The sequence below is a fragment of the bacterium genome, assembly GCA_021108215.1.
In the GTDB taxonomy this organism is placed as follows: Bacteria; Oederibacteriota; JAAXVQ01; order JAAXVQ01; family JAUVAV01; genus JAIORK01.
On record JAIORK010000002.1, the window covers coordinates 61950 to 85315 of the forward strand.

The following is a 23366-nucleotide window of genomic DNA, read 5'->3' on the forward strand; positions in this document are numbered from 1 at the left end:
AGGTGGAAGGAATTAAGCGATGCCGGAAGGGTGTACTCTTTGGTTGTTTTCCTGGGAGGAATTTTATGTTTTTCGATACATAGTTTTTTTATAAAGAAAGGACATCCCGAGTTTAAAACGCCGGTATCGCTGGGGATATCGATTGCTATTTTAGGGGTCTCGCTGGTTCAATTGGGAGTGACGCTCAAATTTTGGCTGTTTGTGTAGCAGTATCCATAAAAAAAGGGGTGTGCACCATTTGGCGCACACCCCTTTTTTTATGGATCATTATTTCAAGAAAGCAATCTTGCCTTTTTTCTCGCCGCTCGTTCCCTTGATGACATAAATATAAATGCCGCTGGCAACCAGTTTCTCTTTTTCATTCATCAAATACCAAATCATTTGATCTGTGGTGTCGTTTTTGGTCACGGTTTTCACTAAGCGGCCGTCCAGTGTATAAATCCGCAACGTGGCTTCCTGATCAGGCACGAAAAGGAAGGTGAAGGCTTTGTTGTGGGAGTCATGGTATTTCATGGGATTGGGGAAACTGGTGACATCATCCCAGGTGACCCGGCGGATGAAAACGGTATTGGATTCCACCAGGTTTGGTTCACTGCTGGTTGCCAGCTGGAAAGTCACAGTACCCTCAGTGGGTCTGTTCTGGATGCGGGCACTGGAGAAAATTTGGATTTCCACAGATCCGCTCAAGGGGACGTTCACCGGTGAGAGAATGGTCAATGTTTGGCCGTTGATGGTTGGGGGATCATTGAGTTGTTGGTTATTGACCACGATGCTTGTGGCGGCAATACTGACCGGCAGCACAAAGTCAACCGGGAAGACCATTTCAAAGCTGCCCTGATCGCGCACCAGCGCGCCATAGGGACCCACATTGAAGGTGATAATGTACCGGCCATAAGAATTGATCGAAGCCGGCGAGAGGTCAACCTGGGGTGTTGTGATTTGTGTTGCAGTGGAAGCGGTGATATCAAACGGATCGGATGTAATAAATGTCGGCTCAATCGTGGTGTAAGCCTGGAGGGTATAAGACCCCAGGGCAGCCGGGTTGGTGATCCCAAAGTCAGTGCTAAAGATGATTGTGATGGTCTTGGAGCTGGCCCCTGCGAGCATCTGGATGGGTGAAATAATGCGCATGATCTGACCGCTCCGGACTGCCACCAATACAGGTGTTCCGTTGACCGTGATATCGGAAGGTGTGAAGGATGTCGGCAGTGTCACCTGGTTGGGGAAGATGATCCCGATTTCAGTGGTACCGGCGTTTAAACTTCCCTGAGCACCCAGGTCAAATACAACAGTATATTCAGCAATTGAGAAAATTGAACTGGGATTAGGGGTCACAACCGGAGTCCCGAGAGTCGTGCTCACGGAAATATCATAGTAATTGGAAGTCGCGGGCGTTGGTTCGGCGTCGGTGTGCACATCATCAATCCGCGACCGCTCCGAGGGATTGCGTACATCAGCCGAGATGGAATATATCAGAGCGACGGTTCCGTTGATGGGTACGGTGGTGGGAACACAGACATTGAGGTTCATCCCGTCTGAGTAGGTTGTTCCGGTCGTGCCCACGCCATTGACCGTGATGGTCCCGGCGGCGGCCGAACCGGGCAGGACTGTTCCGGTTGGGAATTCCACATAAATAATGCTGCCAGGACCAAGCCGGCCTAAAGCGCCGACTGTAAAATTAATTGTATACTCAGCGGCAGTACCTGCGGTGGTCGGGTTTGGACTTACGGTGAGTGCCGTGATGTGGGTGGTCCAGGACGGGTTGATCGTGAAATCACGCGTGCCCATCGGCTGGGCGGTTGTGCTGACACTCATGGTGTTGGTGGTGAGGGGATAACTGGGATTCATGATCACCGGATTGGCAATGACAATGGGTGTGTCCGTGCTGGCGGAAATATCCGTTGAGGGAATAATACTAATTGTTCTGGAGGCACTGTTGCCCACAGCCGACGTGGCCGGTGATCCGCCCACCGAGACATTGGCAATCGCGCCGTCCGGCACAGTAGCGTTTGGCGGGAAGACCATAAAAATGGAGCTTAGGGTTCCGCGCAGGACAACTGCCGGTGTGATATTCACGGTATAACTTGCCAGCGTGTTGACCACATTGTCTGACAAGGAAACAGCGGTTACATTAACTGTCGTTCCTGAGATGGTGATACTGTATCCCGGACTGTTGCCCGCCGGTTGGGCCGAGGTTTCGACTGTCAGGATATAGGTGCCTGCACTGGTCGGATTTTGAATTTCCGGTGAGGGGATAATTACAGATACGGGAGTGCTGGCATTGATGTTTGCGCTAATTAAGAGGTCGATTTGTGCCGGAGACATGCTGCCGGTGGCCGTGGTTGGCGCAATTCCATTGACCGTGATGCCGCCAATGGCGCCAATGGGCACTACGGTGTTGGCCGGTAGTGTGATGATGATATGGCTGGAACCGGCATAGAGCGGGCCACTGCTGCCAGTGGTGAAGTTGACAGTGTACCCGGCGTCCGAGCCTACGGTAGTCGGTGAGGGTGTCACGCTGGTGACGCTCACTGCAGTGCCGGATTGGTCAATGGTATATGCCGGGCTGATGCCGGAAGGTTGGGCTGTAGTGGCCACTGTGAGTGTATAACTACCTGTGGTGGTCGGGTTGACCAGACCCGCAGCAAGTGGGATTGCCACGGTGACTGTTGTTGAACCGGAAATCGGCGCTGCGGTCGTGATGGTCAATAACCGGCTGCCTGTATTTCCGATTGTGGATGCATCAGCAATACCATTGATCAGGATACCCGCCATGGCTCCGGTTGGAACAAAGGTGTCTACCGGTAATGTGATGAAGATATTGCCGCCTGTAGAGATGGCGCCGTCCAAGCTGGTTGTGAACTGCACCGAATATGCAGCTGCATTACCAACAGTGGACGGTGTGGGTGCGACACTGGTCACATTGACATTGTTGGAAGAAAGACCGATACCGTAAAGCGAACTGATGCCTGCCGGTTGGACGGATGTGGCCACAGTGAGAGAGTAGTTTCCGAGTGTGGTCGGGTTGGTGACGCCTATTGCGGGAATAACCACCGTGACACCGGTATTGCCGGCAATAGAAATTGGTGTGGTCAAAGAGATTGTGCGTGTTGCAAAAACACCGGTTCCTGCCACAACATTGCCGTTGACTGTGATGCCGGCGATGCCGCCATTGAAGACTGCAGTATCCACAGGGAACACGATCGTGATGGTGCTGGTTCCGGAGAGCAGGGCACCGTCTGAAGATGTGGTGAAGGGTATGGTATATATTGCAGGATTTCCTACGGTTGCAGGATTGGCTGTGGGCAGTCCGACTGCGACCGAACTGGCTGACTGTCCAATGTTGTAGAACGGACTGATGCCGGCCGGCTGGACTGAGGTGGTCACAGTCAAGGTGTACACGGCGCTGACAGTGGTTGGGTTGCGTATTTCGGAAGCCGGGATGTAGATCGTGATGCTGGATTGACTGGCATTGATATTCTGGGCCGGTGTGATGACGATTGTGCGGGTGGCTGCCGTGCCTGTCGCAGAAGCAACACCCGTACCTTCGACCGTGATGCCGGCGATTACGCCTTCTGTCACCAACGTGTCATTGGGGAACACAACTGTGATGGTGCTGGTGCCGCCCACCAATCCGCCGTCTGCACTGGTATCGAAGTCAATGGTATAAGCTGACTGGTTGCCAATGGTGGTCGGGTTGGGTGTAACGGAAGTGACATTCACATTAGTGGAAGAAAAACCAATGTCGTAATTGTTGCTGTCTCCGGCCGGTTGGGGTGTGGTGCCGACTGTCAGAGTATAAGGATTATCAGTAATCGGGTTCCGGATATTATTGACTTGGGGAATAAAAATCGTGACATTGGGGGTGCCGGCGGAAATGGTTTGATTGGGCACAATGGTGACGGTCCGGGCGGCGGCGTTTCCAACCGCTGAATCAGCGCCCGTGCCTTCCACAGTGACACCTGCAAAAGCAGCGGTCGGGACCGTGGTGCCTGCCGGGAAGGTCACTACGATTTCACTGGCACCGCCGACCAACTGGCCTTGTGTGCCGGTATTGAAATCAATGGTATAGGCGGCAAGGTTGCCGATGGTGTTGGGACTGGGTGTGACGGTTCCCACGCTGAGGGAAGTGCCGGATTGCACCATGGTATAGGTTCCGCTGGTACCAGCAGGTTGTGGCGAGGTCGCAACGGTCAATGTATATCCACCCAGGGTACTCGGGTTGCGCACATCGGAAGCGGACAGTGACACCGTGATGCCTGAATAACTGGCTGCAAAGTCCTGGCTGGGAATGATGGTAATGGTGCGGGTGGCCCGGTTACCGGTCGCAGATGTAACACCAACGCCCTCGACCTGGACAATACCGCCCAAAGCACCGTTGGTTACGTCAGTGTCAATAGGGAAGATGATGATAATTTCACTTAATCCGCCGTCTAAGGCACCGTCTGCGCTGGTGTCAAACTCAATCAAGTAAGCTGCATCTTGACCAACCACGGTTGGATTAGGGGTCGCGGTCACGCCGGAAATCGCGGTTGCCGACTGCCCGATGGTGTATTGTGGGCTCGTACCGGTCGGTTGGACAAAAGTCTCCACATCCACAGTATAATTGCCTCCGGTGTGCGGGTTTTGTACATCCGCACTGGGAATGGACAACGTGATACCTGTGGTGCCGCCGGAAAAACTATTGGAAGGTATAATGACAATGGTTCTGGCAACTGAATCTCCTGTCGCGGAGGTACACAAAACACCTTCGACATTGACATTGTCCAAAACACCATCGGTCACGAGGGTATCATTTTGGAAAGTTACTGTAATGGTGCTGGTGCCGCCGGTGAGGGCGCCGTCTGAAGAAATATCAAAGTCAATGGTATATTGGGCAGCCTGGTCAATCACATTGGTTGAAAGCGAAATACTGGTCACAGCGATAGGTATTGAAGAAGCGCCGATGGCAAAGGTGGGGCTGGTACCGGCGGGTTGGACTGAGGTGTTAACATCTCCGGTATAATCGCCGGAAGAGTTGGGATTGCGTACCACTGTGCTGGGCATATAGACCGTAACATTGTTCGTACCTGCGGCAATATCATTGGGAACAGTTACAGTGATGGTGCGGCCGCCGCCATTACCATTGGCAGTCGCAGCCACGCTGTTGACTGTGACACCGGTTAATACTCCGTTGAGAACATTAAAATCGTTATTAAAATCAATGGTAATGGTGCTGGTGCCGCCGACCAGCCCGCCGTCTGAGGAAAGATCAAAGATAACGGTATACGCGGCCTGATTGCCTACGGTATTGGGAACAGGGGTAATGCTGTCAACGCTTACATTGGTTGATGAAAGCCCGATACTGTAGCTGCCGCTGGTGCCGGCAGAGGTCTGGCAACTTGTGGCGGCAGTCAGAGTCCTTGAACCGGTTGTAAGCGGGTTACGGATATCGGCGGATGTATTGAAGCGGACAATATAAGCAGTACTCGCATTAAGATTAATCGGGGTGGTAAAGGTTGCGACCTGACCTGCTCCGCTGGCAACTGTGACCGCTGTTCCGGGCATACTGGTACCGATCCGGATATCACCGGCAACATAGGCGGCCGGGACATTGGTGCCTGCCGGGAAAGTGATTGAGACGGTGCTGGTGCCTGCGACCAGCGCGCCGTCTGAACTGGTGGTGATATTGAATTGGTATTCGCCGTAATTGCCGATGGTGTTCGGCGAGACCGTAACCGCACCCACGGTCAAGGCATTCGATGATGTCGTGATTGAATAACTGCCACTGGTACCGGCCGTGGTCTGCGTACTGGTGGCCACTGTTAGTGTTCTGGCTCCGGTGGTGAGTGGGTTACGGATGTCTGCATTGGTGGTAAAACGAATAATATAAGAAGTACTGGCATTCAATGTGATGGGTGTCGTGAAGGTCACAGCTTGTCCGGCACCACTGGCTGCGGTAACAGCCGATCCGGGCATGGAAGTTCCGATCCTAAGGTCGCCGGCAGCAAACGCGGCAGGAACATTGGTGCCTGCCGGAAAGGTCACAGTGACGGTTCCTGCTCCACCCACCACAGTGCCGTCCGCCGCAGTGGTGATGGTGATATCATACTCTCCGTCATTTCCGATGGTGCTGGGTGAAACCGTGACCGCGCCGACGGTAAGTTGGATGGTAGATGCGGAAATCGTATAATTCTGGCTGTTGCCTGCAATGGTCTGGACACTGGTGGAGGCGCTTAATTGGTAGGTCGAACCGATAGCTGCAGGATTACGAATATTTGCCGCTGATGTAAAGATGATGGTGTAAGCTGTGCTGGCATTGAGGGCGATCGGTGTGGTGAAGGTCACGGTTTGTCCGGCACCGCTGGCAACTGTGACAGAGGTGCCGCCGATGGTGATGTCACCGCCGGAATAGGTGGTCGGCACAATGGTGCCTGCCGGGAAGGTGACGGAAACAGTACCGGAACCGCTGACCAAAGCGCCGTCTACGGCGGTGGTAATTGGAAAAGAATATTGTGCGATATTACTGACAGTGTTGGGTGTGACAGTAACCGCGCCTACGGTGAGTGGGTTTGAAGAAGCGGCAATGGTATAATTTGGGCTGTTGCCGGCTGTGGTTTGGACCGTCGTGGAGGCGCTCAATTGGTAGGTCGAACCGGCAGTGCCCGGATTTTGAATACTGGCTGCTGTTGTAAAAATAATGGTATAGGCAGTACTGGCGCTTAGTGCAATGGGAGATGTGATGGTAACTGTTTGGCCGGATCCGCCGGCAGTTGAAACTGAGTTGCCGCCTACCGTGATATCGCCGGACGAATACGTGGTCGGGACGGTTGTCCCGGCAGGGAATGTGACTACAATATTATCTCCTGACAAGATGGCGCCGTCTGAATGGGTGGTGATGTCAAAACTGTATTGTCCGATATTGGTAATCGTATTCGGTGTTACGGCGACAGTGCCGACTGACAATGGCGTCGATGATACGGCAATCGTGTAAGGGGGGCTGTTGCCGGCGGTTGTCTGGACCGTGGTTGAGGCACTGATCTGATAAGTACCCAAAGCGGTAGAAGGATTGCGAATATCCGCCGCAGTTGTAAACACAATGGTGTAAGCCGTGCCGGCGCTTAAAGCGATCGGGGAAGTAATGGTCACAACTTGGCCTGATCCGCCGGCAGTGGCGACATTGTTGCCGCCGACTGTGATATCGGCTACGGCATAAGCTGCCGGAACAACCGTGCCTGCCGGGAAGGTGACCACAATACTATCGCCTGATAAAATGGCACCGTCGGCGGCAGTGGTGATGTCAAAACTGTATTGGCCGATATTGGAAATCGTGTTGGGGGTCACAGTAACCGCACCGACGGACAAAGTGTTGGAAGATACGGCAATCGTGTAAGGGAGGCTGGTGCCGGCTGTGGTCTGGACGGTGGTGGAAGCGGTAAGTGTGTATCCTGCACCTGTGGTAGTGGGATTGCGGATATTTGCATTGGTCGTAAAAATAATCGTATAGGCAGTACTGGCATTGAGCGCGATCGGAGTCGTGATAGTGACAACCTGACCTGCGCCGCTGGCAGTAGCAACATTGGTGCCGCCAACAGTAATATCGGTCCCGGCAAAGGTGGCAGGTACATTGGTCGTTCCGGGGAAGGTGACCATGATCTGGCCGGAACCTGAAATCAGGGCACCGTCTGCCGCAGTGGTGATGTCAAAACTATATTGGCCGTCATTGCCGATGGTATTGGGATTTACAGTAACCGCACCGACGGACAAAGCGTTGGAAGATACGGCAATAGTGTAAGGGGGGCTGGTGCCGGCTGTGGTCTGGGCTGTGGTGGAAGCGGTAAGTGTGTATCCTGCACCTGTGGTAGTGGGATTGCGAATATTTGCATTGGTCGTAAAAATAATCGTATAGGCAGTACTGGCATTGAGCGCGATCGGAGTCGTGATAGTGACAACCTGACCTGCGCCGCTGGCAGTAGCAACATTGGTGCCGCCAACAGTAATATCGGTCCCGGCAAAGGTGGCAGGTACATTGGTCGTTCCGGGGAAGGTGACCATGATCTGGCCGGAACCTGAAATCAGGGCACCGTCTGCCGCAGTTGTGATGGCAAAGCTGTATTGGCCGTCATTGCCAATGGTGTTGGGGGTCACAGTAACCGCACCGACGGAAAGCGCGGTGGTAGAAGCGGTGATGGAGTAGGTGCCGGAAGCAATATCCGTACTTTCGATGTTTGTGTGGACATTAAGCGCGTAAGCTGATCCCGGTGTACTGGGATTGATCACACCGGCTGCGCTTGCAATAATAACTGTAACCCCGGCGGAGTTGCCCACATCCACTGGTGTGGTAATGGTCAAGGTCTGACCGGACCCGGAGGCAGCGGTCGTGATGTTACTTCCATTCACAGTAATGTTGGCACCGGTGGAGACAGAGGCCGGAACAGTTGTATTGGTTGGAAAGGTGATCACAATGGTATCATTGGATGCGGCGGTAAGTGCGCCGCTGCCTCCGGTTGTGAAGGTCACTGTGTATTGTGAAGCGGTATTGACAGTCGTTGTGCCGAGAACGGCACCCACAGCAGATACATCGGCAAATGCCGATACGGTACTCATAAGTACCAATAAACAAACTGAACCGATAAGATATTTCATTTTTTTCAACATAGGGCAATGACTCCTTTGGATAAAAATATGAAAAAAATTGACGAATTTTTAACAGAACTATTTAATAGTATACTATTTTTTTTGCAAAAATGCGCAGGCTAACTTAAAAAAAACACTATTTTTTTTGCTTTTTCTAAAAGCTTTCTGTTTTTTTAGAAAAGAGCACAATTTTCGAAAATAAGAATTTTCTATAAAAATGTTATTTTTAAAAGATTTTCAATAAATAGTCGTCTTGTAAAAAAAACCTCACTTCTTTGGACCGGATAACCCTGGTTTGAGGTTTCCGCAATTCACAATTATTTTACATTTTATATATAAAAATTTATCGTGCCAGCGCGAACACAATGGGCTGTGTAGCGTCCCGGAAATGAGTATTCTTTAGGTCGGGGTGTCACGTGTGGATTTTTATGCTTGTTTGGAAAGCTGATATCCCATCATGAGAATCCGCTGGATTAACTGGTTATAGGGGATTTTAGCCCGCAAGGCCGATTGGGCCAATTCATCGGAACGGTCCAGCGCGGGATTGGGGTTGACCTCAATGACATAGATCATATTTTCCGGTGTGATCCGCAGATCGAGACGGCCATAACCGCTTAAATTGAGTGCCCGGAAGGCGGCGCGGCTGATATGGGTTATTTTTTTCTCAAGACCGTTGGGAAAAGGATTGGCAAACGTATTTTGGATGCCCCATTTTTTTCTGAAAGGTTCGTCCCATTTGGCTTTGAAGGTGGCGAATTTGGGGCGCTCTTCAGGAAATTGGGTAAATACCAATTCACGCAATGGCAGCACCCGGAGACGTTCATTGCCAATGACACTGGCATAAATTTCACGACCTTCAATATATTCCTCCACTAAAGCATCGCTGTGCAAATTTTCATGTAAAAAACGGACACGCTCAATGCAGGCTTCCTGTGAGTCCGCAAACGAACTCTGCGCGATTCCATCCGACCCTTCCTGACCGAGCGGTTTGACAAAGACAGGGAACTTGAGATGCTTGGTCGACCGGTTGGTCTTGCCCAGGGGGAAGACCACAGCTTTGGGTACCTTGATTCTGTGCGGGGTTAAAATACGCTTGGTGAATTGTTTGTTACGGCAGACCGTCAGGCTGTCCGGTCTGCATCCGGTATAAGGGACGCCAAGCAGGGCCAACAGTCCGGTGATATGACTTTCATGCACCCGGTCATTGGCAAAGGACTCGAGCAGGTTAAAAACAATATCCGGTTGATAGCGCCGGACCTCGGTGATGAGCGGGCGGATGCGGTCGTGGATGCCCAGGAGTTTTACATCATGTCCGAGTTTTTTGAGGGCATTGATGATATCCTGTTCGTTTTTCCAATCCTCAGGCCTGAAATGATCTGCCCAGTCAGAGCTGGTAGGGCGTACAGGCATATCAAAAATTACCAAAACCTTAAAGTGTTGTTTCATAGATGTCCTTTAAAGCGGCCGGTGAATAAATAATTGGATACCAAGGCAGTCAAATAGGAAGCGATTTCCAGACGGGCCTTTTCTTCATTTTTTGGGACAAAGAGTTTGAGCGCGTCACAGCGGTTGGCGAGTTTTTTTATCAATCGGTTGACCGTGAATTTGCGTTCGCGGGTCCAGAAGGGGATGACTTTTAGAAAATCAGCCCGGTGGCGTCTTAAGAAACGGGCGCCGGAAATACCGCGGGGGTCTTCGGCCTGCACAGGGAGAAAGATATGCCGCAAATCTGAATCGAAAAACGCCGGGTCGTCTTCGGCATAACATTTTTTTCGCTGTTCATAATGGGTTTTTAATTTTTTTTTCAATGTCCGGATGTGAAAGGGTTTCTCGGTTTTTATTTTTGGGGAGGGTTTCCCTTTTAAATCGCGCATGAGGGTATCCACATAAATCAATTTTTTATACGCCGGCCAGCCTGAATAGAGTTTTTTCCAGTCCTGATTGGGTGCAAGCCAGACCGCAAAGGTCTCGGCGAAATCTTCCTCCGGATGGCTCTGGGCGTACCAGTTTTCCAGATGGCGCACATAACGGCGGCTGTAGGGTTGGTAGTGATAAAAATCACTGTATTCTTCGCTGGGCGAACCGAAAACCGTCCGCCATGTCCGGCGCCGGGGAAGAGAGAAAGCATGACAGAAGGCGTGCCCGGTTTCGTGGCGCAATAGCTTCATACACTCTTCCTCGGATTCTCCCTCCACCTCAAGCATCATTTTTCGCTCCAGTTGTTTGAGGCGGGGATGTGCCAGATAGAAGGGGATGGCAATCGCCGGACTTTTATCCGGCGAGAACCATTCGTCACCCAAATAAATGGGAGGTAGAAAAGAAAGTTCTTTGGATTTGAGTTCGTTGAAAAGCCGGGCAATGCACATTTCGAGGGAGGTACCCTCGATGGTTAGTTTGAGGTCGCAAAATTTTAAATTGAGGAGGTCTTCATCCGGATAATTTGCCCAGCGCGGATTGTCTGACGGATTTGCATGCATCAAAGGGTCATGCCTCCTGGTAAAGGTGGTACAGGTATTTTTTCTAAAATACCTGAAAATGAAGCGGATTACCAGTGTTTTCGACACGGCAGGGGCACGGCATCCGTCTTTGTTTCTGCGGAGTTTCGCAGAGACAAGCACTGTGGCCTTACAAAAATTTTTATTTTGTTATGGCGCGGGGACTGCTATGCTATCCCCATCGGGAGGAGGTTAAATGACAGACAAGAGCAGAATAAAAAAAATTATTTCAATTTTGCAAACAGAGTATGCGGATGTTCAGGTGGCGCTGTATTATAAAACACCGTTCCAGTTATTAGCGGCCACGATATTATCCGCTCAATGCACGGATGAGGTGGTGAATCGGGTCACCCCAGGTTTGTTCAAACAGTATCCGGATGCCGTCCGGTTGGCCCGAGCCGGGCAATCTGATGTGGAACGGTTGGTCCGTCAAACCGGTTTCTTTCGGAACAAAGCCAAGAATCTCATTGGTATGGCGCAGGCAATTCAAACCCGGTTTGAAGGCAAGGTTCCGCAGACCATGGCGGAATTGGTCACCCTGCCCGGTGTGGCACGCAAGACAGCCAATGTTGTTCTGGGTGCGGCATTTCATCGTTTGGAAGGGATTGTGGTGGATACGCATGTTCAGCGTTTGTCTTTTCGGCTTGGACTGACGCAGGAAAAAAATCCGGTAAAAATAGAGCAGGCATTGATGACCATAATCCCGCATGACCTGTGGCATCGTTTTTCATTGTGGCTTATTTTCCACGGCCGGCGTGTTTGTGATGCGCGCAAACCGAAATGCGCGGACTGTGCCTGCCAAAAACTATGTCCTTCGGCGGGAATATATTTATCGGGCTAAGCGCTTGAGTAATTAATGCGAGTTGTCATTGTGAACTTGCCTCAAATGGGGGGGCGAAATCAACGGGCTAAATTATTGACTGGGGAATTGGCATTTGAACTACGTCCCGGTTCGTGGGGTTGTTTTATTTTGGTTTTTATCAGGGAAGACTTATTCTGCAGTGATCGGCAATTTTAACAGCCAACTTTTTGATATCATCAAAGCATTCCCGCACTGCTCCCATGTGGCCGCCAATGGCGCCTTCGGCCGGTGTTAAGTCAAACATGGGTTTTTTAACTTCCATAGCCATGGGCATCAAACTGCGGTAGTTTTTAACTGAAGAAAGGCAGTGGGAATCATTGTTAATATCCGGCACTTTTGTATTTTTTTCCTCCAGTACCGAGTAGCGGTATTCCTGGGGAATGCGATCCATCCATTTGCCGTAAGCTTTAACCGGCCGATCGCTGCGCACGGCATGTTGCATAACAACATAGCCAATAGCCTCCATTTTTCCTTCCGGCAGCGATAAGTCTTCATCTGGGTTTTTTTTAATTCGTTCCCCCCATTCTTCCCGCCAGCGCCTTAATGTGGGACCTAAATTTCGAAGCCCCTGAAGGGAATAAATATCCGGCGCCAGTGGAATCACTACATAGTGGGCGGAGATCATTGCTGCACGATTGATGGCGCCTAAATTTGGTCCCACATCAATCAAGGCCAGGTCAGCCTTTTGTCTCCCGGCCGATTGTTGAATAATTCTATAAAATGATGATATTGTTCGAAAAGCTGCTTCTTGTTTATCCAGACATTTGGGCCAGGCATCGGAAAGTTTGTCTTCAAACCCGGACAATCCCAGATCTCCCGGGATCAGCCCCAAATTTTTTGTCACAACTTCAATGTGAGGAGCTTCACTAATATCTCCAAGACCTCGAAGAATGGGACGGACAGTTCCTAAAATACTTTTTGGATGCTCTCCATCCGGCCAAATATCTTCCAATTTAGATTCATTTAAAAACATAGAAGTTAAATTGGCCTGAGGATCCAAATCCGCTGCGATTGTATTGATCCCCAAACGAGAGTACATCCAGGCTAAATGGTACACCAGCGAGGTCTTGCCGACACCACCTTTGTTATTGAAAAAAACTATGGATTTCATCGATATTTCCTTATGGTTACTAAGAAATAAGTTGCTTCGAATCTGAATTCCGCTTTTGGATTTCCGTTAATCCTTAAATAGTCTTGAGCCCGTGTTACGCCGGTTCCGTATTTATTGACATATCCGAGTACTTTCATGGCTTCAGCGATTACCGGATTGCGGTAAGCATTTTGGCGCGGGAAATTTTCCTGTGTTGCTTCACCGTAAAGACCGCCGGGATTTTGAATTTCGATGCGATCTTCAAACCAATAAAACCGAATAGGCGCGGTGGCTTCATACGAGCGATGCATAACTGCGTTCATTAAAAATTCCCGCAGGGCTTCCGGAGGATAATCACGGACTACGCGTTCTTGCAGAGTGCTGGTTTTTTCAGGTTTGGTCTTGATTTGTAAAGGCAGAAAAGCATCCAGTTCCCGTAAAACAGTCAATAAATCGCCGGAAAAATTGCGCTCATCTTCCACCTCATCCGTAACCTTTTTTCCGGCGTGTTTTAAAAACAGAATAGAAGCGCCGGATAACCATTGCAAAGGATTTTTCCCGAAAAGTAAAGCGCCGGCAGAGGTGGCGCAATTTTTATGAAGATCAAAAAACCTAAGCGATGATAATTGTTCGGTGATGTCACGGTTATTGGCTTCGATGATTTCCGGGGCCACGGCATTAGTACGGTAAGTAGTTAGAAATAAATCCAGAAGAAGATCCTGTATTTGGCAATCAGAAAGCGGGCGAGCATCAAATGTTTTTGCTAATCCTGTGCGCTTTTCAGATAAAATTCGTTCTTCGCTCTCATTGGCAAGGGCACGTCTTGGACCGACCCGGATATGTATCCTTCCTTTATAACGAACCGGCGGTACATCAGAGGGTTTGACTTCCACTACTGCAATCTCTTTATCTTTGATAAGGTGTTTTTGGACCGTTAAAACCGGCAAGGGTAGTATATTGCCATCTGAACGCGTGGCAGCGAGGTTTTTAAGTAATTGGTCAGTAACCTTGATGCCGGAAGGGTTTCCCTGGTCGTCAACACCGATTAACAAGTACCCCGGTTGACGGTGGTCGGGAAAATCATTGGCAAAGGCACAGATGGCTTCACACCACTTGTCCGTATTATTAACCGCTATGGTTTTTTCCACTCGGTCTGATTCGAGTTCATTCATTAGTTTTGATAATTTATCGCTACTTAACAAAGTTATACACCTTTTAGAAATGTTGTTTTTGGGTGCCAGGGTAATCGGCATGGCCCCGATTTTTGAATTATATCAAAAAAAATGAATATTTCTACTGATTATTTCCTGTTACATGCAGTGTTATTTGTTATAGCGAACGCCACGTGCTGGGGGTGGGAGATGTCTTCCGGATAACCAGTTGAAGGCAGGGGTATAAAATTTTTTCCCTTACAATAATAAATCCACCAATGTAATCATTCTACTTACACCTTTCAGCCTCTCGCATTTTTTATTTTTGCACAGGTTCTTGTTTTTCTTGAGAATATCCCTGTATTCATAAAATGCCAGATGCATTATTGTGATGTCCTCGTTGGAAAGCTCAATGACAACGGGATGCATGGGTTTGATGATTTGTATAAAACACCTCCAAAAAACAAAGTTACTCTATAGAGTGCCTAAAAATCAATAAAAAAATGCTATTCTTTGGGCATGAAAAGTACTGTCCAAGCAAGAGTAGCAAGTCGGATAAAAAAAAGTCTCAGCCAAAAAGGTATGTCAGCGGAGAAATTGGCATTTCGAATTGGCATGAGTAAGTGTTATATGTATGACTTCTTTAACGGTAAAAAAGATATTTCTCTAAAAAGCCTGCAACGTATAGCCGACGGTCTGAATGTGGAAGTAGAAGCATTCTTTTACGACTAATTAAATTTCTAATAAAACCAATATATACTCTATAGTATACCCTGTGATTTTGTCAAATAAATTAAATCTGCATATACAATGGCACATACCCGGAGAATAAAAAAAATAATGAACAAAAATATTAGTTGGAGAAAGGATAAATGTAAGCTTGACGGTATCCGTCTTGAGCCCCTACGATGAGGATTTAAACAATCCCAACCACCACGCACAGGCAATAAAACCTCCCAGCAGTGCAAGCCCGGTAATTCCCTGGAGATGGGCATAGGCCGGATCATAAAGTTTGGTTAAAGAAAGCGGGAAGATGGCCGAACCGGCCAGGGTCGCCCGTGCCACTGTTGGCGCCAGGATGCCGCCGGATGCGCGACGCAGCCAGGTTAGTAGAATGCTAATCAACAGGGCGAAGACTAGCGCCAGCAACAAACCTAACCGGGGATGTTCGGGATAACCATAGCCCATCACATAAAAAGGGAGCTTCCAGAGCCATGCCAGGACACCGCAGGCCATGGCGGTTGGCCAGAAGCCGTAGCGGATGAGGCGTGCGTAGCAAAATCCCCGCCAGGCAGTCTCCTCGAACCAGGCGGGAATAAACCAGATGATCGGACTCAACAGAAGCAGCGCTCCCCAGAAAGCAATACCGCTTTTGGGATACTGTTGGGTGAAATTAGCATGGTCGGGCCACTGCAGGCGGGCATTTTGAACACTGGAGATCATGTTCCAATCCCACTCAGCCTGTCCCAACAGTACGCTGAGCGCTGCTGCCAGGGCTGCCAGCAAAGGGAACACAAACCAAGCGGGCAGTAAATAGAGCGGTTTACCGGCAGCCAATCCCAATTCCTGACGAAAACTGCCGCGTCCCAATGAGACGGCCAGTATTGCGGCGATGCCGGGTCCGATACCCAGCGAGGTCATCAGCAATGTGACTTCAGGCGAGGGATACCATCCCAGGGTCCAATGGTGTTGGACAATCTGATAGGCTGGATACCAGCCGCAAAGCAGTACGAGAAAAACAAAGACAAGGAATGACACACGAGACCGGGTTGGGAAAAAAAAACGGTGTGGGAGCATGTGTCTATTATATTTTCCCGGAGGCAAACAGGCAATCATATTTTTTCGATGGACCGGCAGGGATGAAGAGACTTGACATGACCCTTCATCCGGGGTAATTTATTGCCATGGGCGAAAAAATTTATCTTCATCATGTTTGTTTGCATGTTTCCAAGCTCAACCAGTCGGAAATTTTTTACAATGGCTTTTTGGGATTGAAAAAATTGGATGCGTATACTGTGCCGGCGGAGTATGCCAAAACGCTGTTTGATATTCAGGCGGAATGCCGTTTTATTTCTTTTGAATGCCCGGAAGGCGGCGGTTTGGAGATTTTTTCAACAGATCAGTCCCTGCCGCATGCTCAGGGTGCCAGCCATTTTTGTCTCGGGGTATCTCAACGTGAAAAATTGATTGAGACCCTGCGTGCCGCCAATGTCACGATTCGGGAGATTGCCGAGGGTGACCGCAAGGTGGTTTTTATACTGGATCCGGATGACAATTTGATTGAACTAAAAGAAATCGCATCGTAATAAACAAGGAGTTGTTATGCCTTTTTGTCCCCAATGCGGCTATGAATACCGGCCGGAAATAAAAATATGCCCGGATTGCAATGAACGATTGGTTGCAGCCCTGGCACCGGATCCTAATCAGGTCGAACTTTTTGAGACCTTTGAATTGTGCAAAATTCCGGATGAAGTGACCGGTATGGCGCTTCAATCAATGCTTTTAGAAGCCGGGGTAGACGCCAATCTGCGCGATATGCGCACCAGCTTTTATGCCAATGTACTATCGAGTATGCAAGGGTATTGGGGAACCATCATCGTGGCCAAGCAGGATGAAGACCTGGCCAAACAGGTGCACCGGGATTTTAAAAAACAATTTGAGGGACGATGATTTTTCGAGGATGCGGAGGAGGCGCTTGTGAGTGAAGAACGCCCGGAACCAGATAAAGAAAAAGGCGTAACGGATGCTTTTTTTGTAAAATTACCCGACACACCCCAGATTGGCAGCGCTGACGCAGAGAAGACCGAGCAGCAGTTACTTGCCCGGTTTAAATCCCACGGCCCGCGCGGTGAAACATTGAAACCTTTGGCGGTTTTTTACAGCCGGGTCGGCCAGCAAGAGCGGGCCTATCAATATTTAAAAATGTGGATGAAATATACCAAGGACAAAGCCGAACTGGCGGAATGTTTGCTGATGTCCGGGCAGTTGGCCGAACAGGCCGGGCAGCCTGAACCGGCGGTCTCTTTTTATCGGGAAGCGCTGGATCAGAAGAGTGATGACTTTAAAGTTAATTACTACTGTCATAACAATCTTGCCTATTGCCTGAATTTGCAAGGCGACTTTGAGCAGGCGCAGAAACACTGCCACGCCGCCATTCGGACTGACCCCTCGCGCGCCAATGCCTATAAAAATCTTGGGATCAGTCAGGAAGGTTTGGGCAAGGTTGCTGAAGCAGCCCGGGCTTGGATTAAAGCCACACATGTGGATATTTCAGATGCGCGGGCTTTCCAATTGCTGGAAAAATTGATGGAAAAAAATTCGGCAACTGTGACGTTGGATATTCCGGATATTGCAGCGCAGATTGATTCCTGCCGTAAAGCAATGACCACCTCGCAAACCGGCCGGTTTTCCGACTGGGCCAGGGGTCTGCCTTTAAATTAATTTTCTGAGGCCTGTTAATAATTCATTGGAAATCGTCAGGGCGTGTGATACCATACACCAATATTTATTAACGTGACCAATGTTTAACAGACTGCTTCGGATATTTGATTCATCACGCAAAGTCGCTAAGACGCTAAAATAATCATGGATTTGATATTTAAATATTTAGCATGATAATAGTTTTTCTTTTGAGTTTTTATTTTTTTATTTGGAGGTTTCTGTAATGCCAGGTATGCTCAAACCCCGTTTGGATAATTCCAGCCGTTCCAAAGAAGTTCGTAGGAAAATGAAGGGGGAAGAACGCGCCTTGCGTGCCCAGGAGTCAAAAACAGCTTCCGACAGTCCGGAAACCTCCGCCGATACGGTTATGTCGCCGGCGTCAGCAGTGGAGAAAAATTCCCTGAAAAAAATCCGGGATGGCATGATCGTTGAACAGACGGTTGCCTATAATCCCGGCAAAGGCAAGCCGATTATCTATGTTCGGTTTCGCCTCACCACAGCAGTGCGGGGAAAAAAGAAACAAGATTTTATGCAGACCGCAGCCTATCTGTTGCGGCTGGAAATCCTGGATGCCAGCGAGGGGGCGGTTGTGGAAGGTTTGTTCCTGGGACCTTGGCAGATTACCGGATTGGTGCTTGAACCGGGTGCGATTCATATTGCGGAACCACTCTGGGCCGGTTTTCAGGCGAGGCAGGGTGAAAACAAAGGACGTATTTATCTGGGTGACACGGTTAGAAACCGGGTGCTGGATATTCCCATTAAAGTCAGTGTTGTCATTCCCGGACCGGACGCGTTTGTTGCCTGAGCGTTGTTCTGCGCAACGCTAAATACTGTTTCTTTTTCTGGGAATTAATAAAAATCCACGGGCTTACCCGGCATCCGGCATGCGCCGGACAAGTGCGCCGGGCAGGCTGCCCGTGGTATTTTTGTCGGGAGATGTTCGCCTCTGGCGATATTTTTACTCGCTTCATTGATGGACTTACCCGGCACCCGGCATTCGCCGGGCAAGTACGCCGGGCAGGCTGTCCCTTGATGAAGCGCCAGCACGATAAAGGTTCCGGCTACTATCTCCTTAAACATCTCATGAACCGATTCGTAGGCTCGAGCAGCGGTTTGCACGATTAGAAAGAATGTGATTTCATGGAAACCAATCAAACAAATCTGATGGACTGTCTTTCCAATGAAAATGTGGAGCAGGCTCTGGCTGCGGGGCGTGCGGCGGATGCGGCTGAAGTCAAACGTATTATTGAAAAAGCCCGGACAAAAAAAGGCCTGACCGCCCAAGAGACTGCGGTACTGTTGTATCAGGATAATAATCCTGATGTGGTGAAAGAAATTATGGATGCGGCCCGTCAGATTAAAGAAGAAATTTACGGGAAACGTATTGTGTTTTTTGCACCACTTTACATCTCAAATTTTTGTGCTAATAATTGTTTGTATTGCGCCTATCGGCGCGACAACACCGAGATCACGCGTAAAACACTGACCCCTGAAGAGATTGCCAGGCAGGTCGAGGTTTTGGAAGATCAGGGACACAAGCGGCTGCTTTTGGTGGCCGGGGAAACCAATTCTTTTTTGGATGTTTTAAATGCGCTGGAGACCATTTATGCAACACGCACCGGACAAGGAGAGATTCGCCGGGTCAATGTCAATATTGCACCGCCTACGATTGAACAATTAAAAGCATTGAAAAAGACCGGGATCGGAACCTATCAGTGTTTTCAGGAAACCTACCATCATGCCACATACCGGCAAATGCATCCGGATGGTCCTAAAGCGGATTATCAGTGGCGCCTGGAAGTCATGGACCGGGCCATGCAAGCCGGGGTGGATGATGTCTCCACCGGGGTTTTGCTGGGATTGTATGATTATCACTATGATGTCACCGCGTTGATTATGCACGGGCTCTATTTGGACCAGACCTATCGTGTCGGGCCGCACGCAGTCTCTGTGCCGCGTCTGAGGGTCGCGCACGGCACACCCCTTTGTGATGACGTTAACTTGAACCAAAATCGTTATCTGCTTACAGATCAACAGTTTCAGCTGGTGGTGGCCGTGATTCGGATGGCGTTGCCCTATACCGGTGTGATTCTTACAACACGCGAAACACCTGCCATGCGCAATCGTTTGCTCAATGCCGGCGTTTCCCAGATTTCGGCAGGCAGTCATACCGAGGTGGGCGGTTATTCCGGGGAATTGTCAAAGCATGCCGGACAGTTTGAGATTGAAGATGTCCGCTCATTGGAGGATGTCATTTTGGATGTCATTGCCAGTGGAAACATCGCTTCCTTTTGCACGGCCTGTTACCGGGTGGGACGGACAGGTGAGAAAATCATGGATTTACTCAAACCCGGGACGATTAAAAATTTCTGTCTGCCCAATGCGGTGTTGACATTCAAGGAATATTTGGTGGATTATGCCTCGCCGGAAACCCGGGAAAAGGGTAAGGCCTGTATTGACAAGCTGCTGCAGGGATTGGATAATGATGTGAGAGAAGAGACACAGCAGCGGCTTGGCAAGATTGAACAAGGCGAGCGTGATCTCTACTTTTAATACGACGACAGGAAGATGATGCCCACACAGAGCGAGTATACGCTTCATTATCATGAGCGCCAGTATCCCTGCTGTTTGCAAGCCAACCGGCGGAACCGCAGCATCAAGATTAAGGTGGAGCCGTATGAGGCGGATGATGGTGCTATGGCGTGTGATGGTTTTTCAGGTATGGATAGTATTGGCGAGGAACAGATTGATCTGTTTTCCGCCACGGCCCAGCCTGGATGTCAGATTCATGTATCGTTTCCACCCCGGGTTTCCAACAAAGAAGTGATCCAAGTGATTGAGCAGCATGCTACCTGGATTCATGAACAAGTCAAACAATTCTCCCGTGATCAAAAAAGTTATCGTGGTCGGCTGAAAAACGGGTGCCATTTACTTTACCTTGGGAAAAAATACACACTTTTGTTGTGGCCGGGCAATTACGCCTCGGAAGAGGTTGATGTGATGGGGAATTGCATCTGCTGCCGGGTGGAGGATATCGGACCGGATAATATACGCAAAGTTTTAAAAAGTTGGTATCAGCAAGAGGCGCGGACCATGATCGAGTCCCGCGTGGACCAATGGGCCGACAAGGTCACTCGGAAGTTTTTTCGTGTCCGGTTTGGCGAGCCCAAGACGCGCTGGGGAAGCTGTTCGCAAAACGGGATTGTGAGATTTCACTGGAAATTGGTCATGGCGCCCCGGTATGTGATGGATTATGTGATTATTCACGAACTGGCGCATTTGGAGCGGATGGACCATTCGACGGTTTTTTGGGCGCTGGTACGTACGCATTGCAGTCGTGTGGATGACGCCCGTCAATGGCTCAAGCAAAACAGTCATAAAATGCGATTATAGAAATTCATTGTTTGATTGCCTATAGGGTGATCATCATCTGGAAAGTATTTCCACCACTGGAAAACGAAAAATCTCCGTTGCCGGCAAGCTGTGCTGTTTTGCATATCGTTTGTTAGAATTACTGTTGCTTTTTTTCAGTGTTGGAAATACTTTTCAGATGATTTTTACGTGGCAAGCAGGATCGCAATTATGTTTTTTATTTCGTTATGCTAAAGGAGAAAAAAATGCCGGATTGGATATGGACCCTGATCGGTTTAAGCGCAGCCGCGCTTACCGCGACCTCATTTATTCCGCAGTTGATTGCTAAAATTAAAAAGCCCGGGTCTGTAAGGATGGCCAACGGCACCTTGGCGGTGTTTATGGCCGGTGTGTTTTTTTGGTTTTTATATGGATTTCATCTCGGAGATGGGATCATTATCATTGCCAATGGGTTTATTTTCTGTAATCTCGCTGCCATCGCTTTTTTGCAATGGCGGGAAAAAGAAACCAAGTAAGTTTTTACCGGGTGCCGCATTTTAAGCGTCATCCCGGAGGATGCAGCCTTTGTTTAAAAATAAAACGCAACACCACCGGCCAGATTACTCGAAGCTGAGTCGGTGACGGCAATATTTCCTTCCAGCAAAAATTCAGCCCGGCGGGCGAAGGGTATGGCAACACCAATTGTGGCATACATTGGGAGCCAAATTTCATTTTCATTATTGATCTCGACAAATTCAATATCAGCATCCAAGGCACCGTAAAGCGTAAACGTTCTGAAATTATTTGAAATCAACAGAGTGGCATCCAATCCGAGATTGGAGGAACCGTGCACGCCGGTGGCAAATGAAACCCCGAGGGTGCGCCGGGTGTCCGGTACGAGCATAAATTCCACATCCGCACCAAAGACGGTATTATTGCCCATGCCGAGTTTGAGGTCCATATCTATGCTGCGGGTCAACCCGATGCCGCCATGGAGCCAGAACATGAAGGTTGAGGGCGAAAAAAATATTTGGGGTTCCAGGCCGAGAGACAGGTGGCCCGGTCGCAGAGTGCCGGCTGTGCCGAAAACACTGGCTGAGAGGGTTTGAGACAGGGAGCATGTCAGCATCAGGACTGTTAAAAAAGAAATATACCTTTTCATTAGAATCACCTCTGGGACAAATTATTTTTGAATTGACAAATATTATAGCATGCCCGGATTTGATGGCAAGCGTGAAAATTTGAGATGTTACCGGAAGATACGCTGCCACCAGGGTCGTTTGGTTTGGAGGATACGCACGATATTGGCAATGGATTGTTGGGATGCGTCTTCACCGGCTTTGATAATGGCACGCGCAGCATTAAATGCAAACCACTCAAAATCCAGATCATTGAGCCGCACCACAGCGTCGGCTTGGAGCAGATGAAGATCGCGCAGGCATTTACCGGTGATCTGATCCGCCCGCAGAAAAATTTCCAGACCGGTTTTATAGTGACTATCAGCAGGATTAAATGGGGAGACATCAATTGCGATAACGAAGGTTGCTCCTTGGGCAAAGGTTTCCGTGACTGGGACCAAAGAGGTGATTGCGCCGTCCACCAGCTGACGGTTATCGTGCACCACAGGACGGAAAACGCCTGGAATGGCGGCAGAAGCCTGGGTAGCACGCCGGATGGGTCCTCGGGTAAAGACATAGGGTTTGCCCAGGAGCAAATCGGAGGCGACGGCGGCAAAGGGAATGGCCAGGGATTCAATGTCCTGCTCGGGCAGGAGCAGCGAGAGCAGGGTCTGGATTTTTTCCTCGGCAATAATGTGGTCCTTGGTCAAAACCGAGGTCAGCATATAGAGGCGCGAAATCTGTTCAAGCGTTTTTTGGATATTTCGGGCAAAAGTTTCTTCGGATTCTTTTTGCTGGAACTTGGCCAATCCCAATGCGTCCATATCCGGATGTTCCAGCTGAGTGATGACTTTTTTCTCAACTTGTGCAGCATCCTGAAAATGGCAATAGAGTGCACCGACAATGGCACCCATGGACGTTCCGACGACCAGGTCGGGAAAAATCCCGGCTTGTTCCAGGACTTTGATGACGCCAATATGTGCCAGTCCACGGGCACCGCCGCCACCCAGCGCGTAACCGATTTTAAGACCATGTGCAATATGTTTTTTTTTAACCGGCATCAACGGCTCCTTGGCGTGGGGAATTCCGGGGACAGCTTACTTCTGGAAAATTAAGTAAGATGTCCCCGGAATTATAGCCTGTTTGACAACAAAGAACAAGCAGCTTAGGGTTTTCCGGAGAGCAGGGGTGAATTGTAACTTATAGTGCGACACATTCAACTCAGAAGACCTTTTTGCGTAA

Annotated in this window: 18 protein-coding genes; 9 read left to right on the plus strand and 9 right to left on the minus strand. The window is 49.4% G+C overall.

Going from position 1 to position 23366, the window contains the following annotated elements:
* Positions 1 to 267: 267 nt before the first annotated feature.
* From K8S19_00780 to K8S19_00790, 3 genes are all read right to left on the minus strand, one after another.
* The gene (locus K8S19_00780) at positions 268 to 8637 is read right to left on the minus strand and encodes a T9SS type A sorting domain-containing protein (GenBank protein ID MCD4812219.1); all 8370 of its coding nucleotides are present in this window, start codon (positions 8635 to 8637) and stop codon (positions 268 to 270) included.
* A gap of 405 nt (positions 8638 to 9042) precedes the next feature.
* Complete coding sequence (locus K8S19_00785) at positions 9043 to 10062, minus strand: ATP-grasp domain-containing protein (protein ID MCD4812220.1); 1020 nt, start codon at positions 10060 to 10062, stop codon at positions 9043 to 9045.
* The gene (locus tag K8S19_00790) at positions 10059 to 11093 is read right to left on the minus strand and encodes a putative zinc-binding metallopeptidase (protein MCD4812221.1); all 1035 of its coding nucleotides are present in this window, start codon (positions 11091 to 11093) and stop codon (positions 10059 to 10061) included. Before K8S19_00790 ends, K8S19_00785 begins: the two co-directional genes overlap by 4 nt.
* 214 nt (positions 11094 to 11307) lie before the next feature.
* On the opposite strand from K8S19_00790, the gene nth reads away from it, so the two are divergent.
* On the plus strand, positions 11308 to 11952 hold the full coding sequence (gene nth, locus K8S19_00795) for an endonuclease III (GenBank protein MCD4812222.1): 645 nt from the start codon (positions 11308 to 11310) through the stop codon (positions 11950 to 11952).
* Positions 11953 to 12091: 139 nt separating this feature from the next.
* On the opposite strand, the gene K8S19_00800 is transcribed toward nth, so the two are convergent.
* Positions 12092 to 13084: an AAA family ATPase gene (locus K8S19_00800; GenBank protein ID MCD4812223.1), complete on the minus strand. Its 993-nt coding sequence runs from the start codon at positions 13082 to 13084 to the stop codon at positions 12092 to 12094.
* Complete coding sequence (locus K8S19_00805) at positions 13081 to 14265, minus strand: putative DNA binding domain-containing protein (GenBank protein MCD4812224.1); 1185 nt, start codon at positions 14263 to 14265, stop codon at positions 13081 to 13083. The genes K8S19_00800 and K8S19_00805 overlap by 4 nt, the downstream gene beginning before the upstream one ends.
* Positions 14266 to 14733: 468 nt before the next feature.
* Here K8S19_00805 and K8S19_00810 point away from each other — a divergent pair, with 468 nt between their 5' ends.
* Entirely contained in the window at positions 14734 to 14946 is a 213-nt protein-coding gene (locus K8S19_00810; protein ID MCD4812225.1) for a helix-turn-helix domain-containing protein, read from the plus strand.
* 171 nt (positions 14947 to 15117) lie between these two features.
* Here K8S19_00810 and K8S19_00815 read toward each other — a convergent pair whose 3' ends face one another.
* A complete protein-coding gene (locus tag K8S19_00815) occupies positions 15118 to 15972 on the minus strand; it encodes a CPBP family intramembrane metalloprotease (GenBank protein ID MCD4812226.1) in 855 nt (284 codons plus the stop codon).
* Positions 15973 to 16118: 146 nt separating this feature from the next.
* On the opposite strand from K8S19_00815, the gene K8S19_00820 reads away from it, so the two are divergent.
* The 4 genes from K8S19_00820 to K8S19_00835 all read left to right on the plus strand — a co-directional run bounded on the left by K8S19_00820 (position 16119) and on the right by K8S19_00835 (position 18460).
* A complete protein-coding gene (locus tag K8S19_00820; GenBank protein MCD4812227.1) occupies positions 16119 to 16520 on the plus strand; it encodes a VOC family protein in 402 nt (133 codons plus the stop codon).
* 16 nt (positions 16521 to 16536) lie between these two features.
* Positions 16537 to 16884 (plus strand): hypothetical protein, encoded by a 348-nt coding sequence (locus K8S19_00825; protein ID MCD4812228.1) that lies wholly within the window; start codon positions 16537 to 16539, stop codon positions 16882 to 16884.
* A gap of 27 nt (positions 16885 to 16911) precedes the next feature.
* Positions 16912 to 17655 carry a tetratricopeptide repeat protein gene (locus tag K8S19_00830; protein MCD4812229.1) on the plus strand — a complete coding sequence of 248 codons (744 nt, stop codon included), beginning with the start codon at positions 16912 to 16914 and terminating at the stop codon, positions 17653 to 17655.
* Between the two features lie 223 nt (positions 17656 to 17878).
* Positions 17879 to 18460: a hypothetical protein gene (locus K8S19_00835; GenBank protein MCD4812230.1), complete on the plus strand. Its 582-nt coding sequence runs from the start codon at positions 17879 to 17881 to the stop codon at positions 18458 to 18460.
* A gap of 44 nt (positions 18461 to 18504) precedes the next feature.
* Here K8S19_00835 and K8S19_00840 read toward each other — a convergent pair whose 3' ends face one another.
* Positions 18505 to 18735, minus strand: coding sequence for a hypothetical protein (locus K8S19_00840; protein ID MCD4812231.1), 231 nt, complete (start codon positions 18733 to 18735; stop codon positions 18505 to 18507).
* A gap of 60 nt (positions 18736 to 18795) precedes the next feature.
* Here K8S19_00840 and hydG point away from each other — a divergent pair, with 60 nt between their 5' ends.
* From hydG to K8S19_00855, 3 genes are all read left to right on the plus strand, one after another.
* The gene (gene hydG, locus K8S19_00845; GenBank protein MCD4812232.1) at positions 18796 to 20208 is read left to right on the plus strand and encodes a [FeFe] hydrogenase H-cluster radical SAM maturase HydG; all 1413 of its coding nucleotides are present in this window, start codon (positions 18796 to 18798) and stop codon (positions 20206 to 20208) included.
* Positions 20209 to 20223: 15 nt separating this feature from the next.
* On the plus strand, positions 20224 to 21048 hold the full coding sequence (locus K8S19_00850) for a M48 family metallopeptidase (GenBank protein MCD4812233.1): 825 nt from the start codon (positions 20224 to 20226) through the stop codon (positions 21046 to 21048).
* A 224-nt stretch (positions 21049 to 21272) separates the two neighbouring features.
* Positions 21273 to 21542 carry a hypothetical protein gene (locus K8S19_00855; GenBank protein MCD4812234.1) on the plus strand — a complete coding sequence of 90 codons (270 nt, stop codon included), beginning with the start codon at positions 21273 to 21275 and terminating at the stop codon, positions 21540 to 21542.
* A 53-nt stretch (positions 21543 to 21595) separates the two neighbouring features.
* Here K8S19_00855 and K8S19_00860 read toward each other — a convergent pair whose 3' ends face one another.
* Complete coding sequence (locus K8S19_00860) at positions 21596 to 22168, minus strand: hypothetical protein (GenBank protein MCD4812235.1); 573 nt, start codon at positions 22166 to 22168, stop codon at positions 21596 to 21598.
* 87 nt (positions 22169 to 22255) lie between these two features.
* Complete coding sequence (locus K8S19_00865; GenBank protein ID MCD4812236.1) at positions 22256 to 23185, minus strand: patatin-like phospholipase family protein; 930 nt, start codon at positions 23183 to 23185, stop codon at positions 22256 to 22258.
* Between the last annotated feature and the right edge of the window lie 181 nt (positions 23186 to 23366).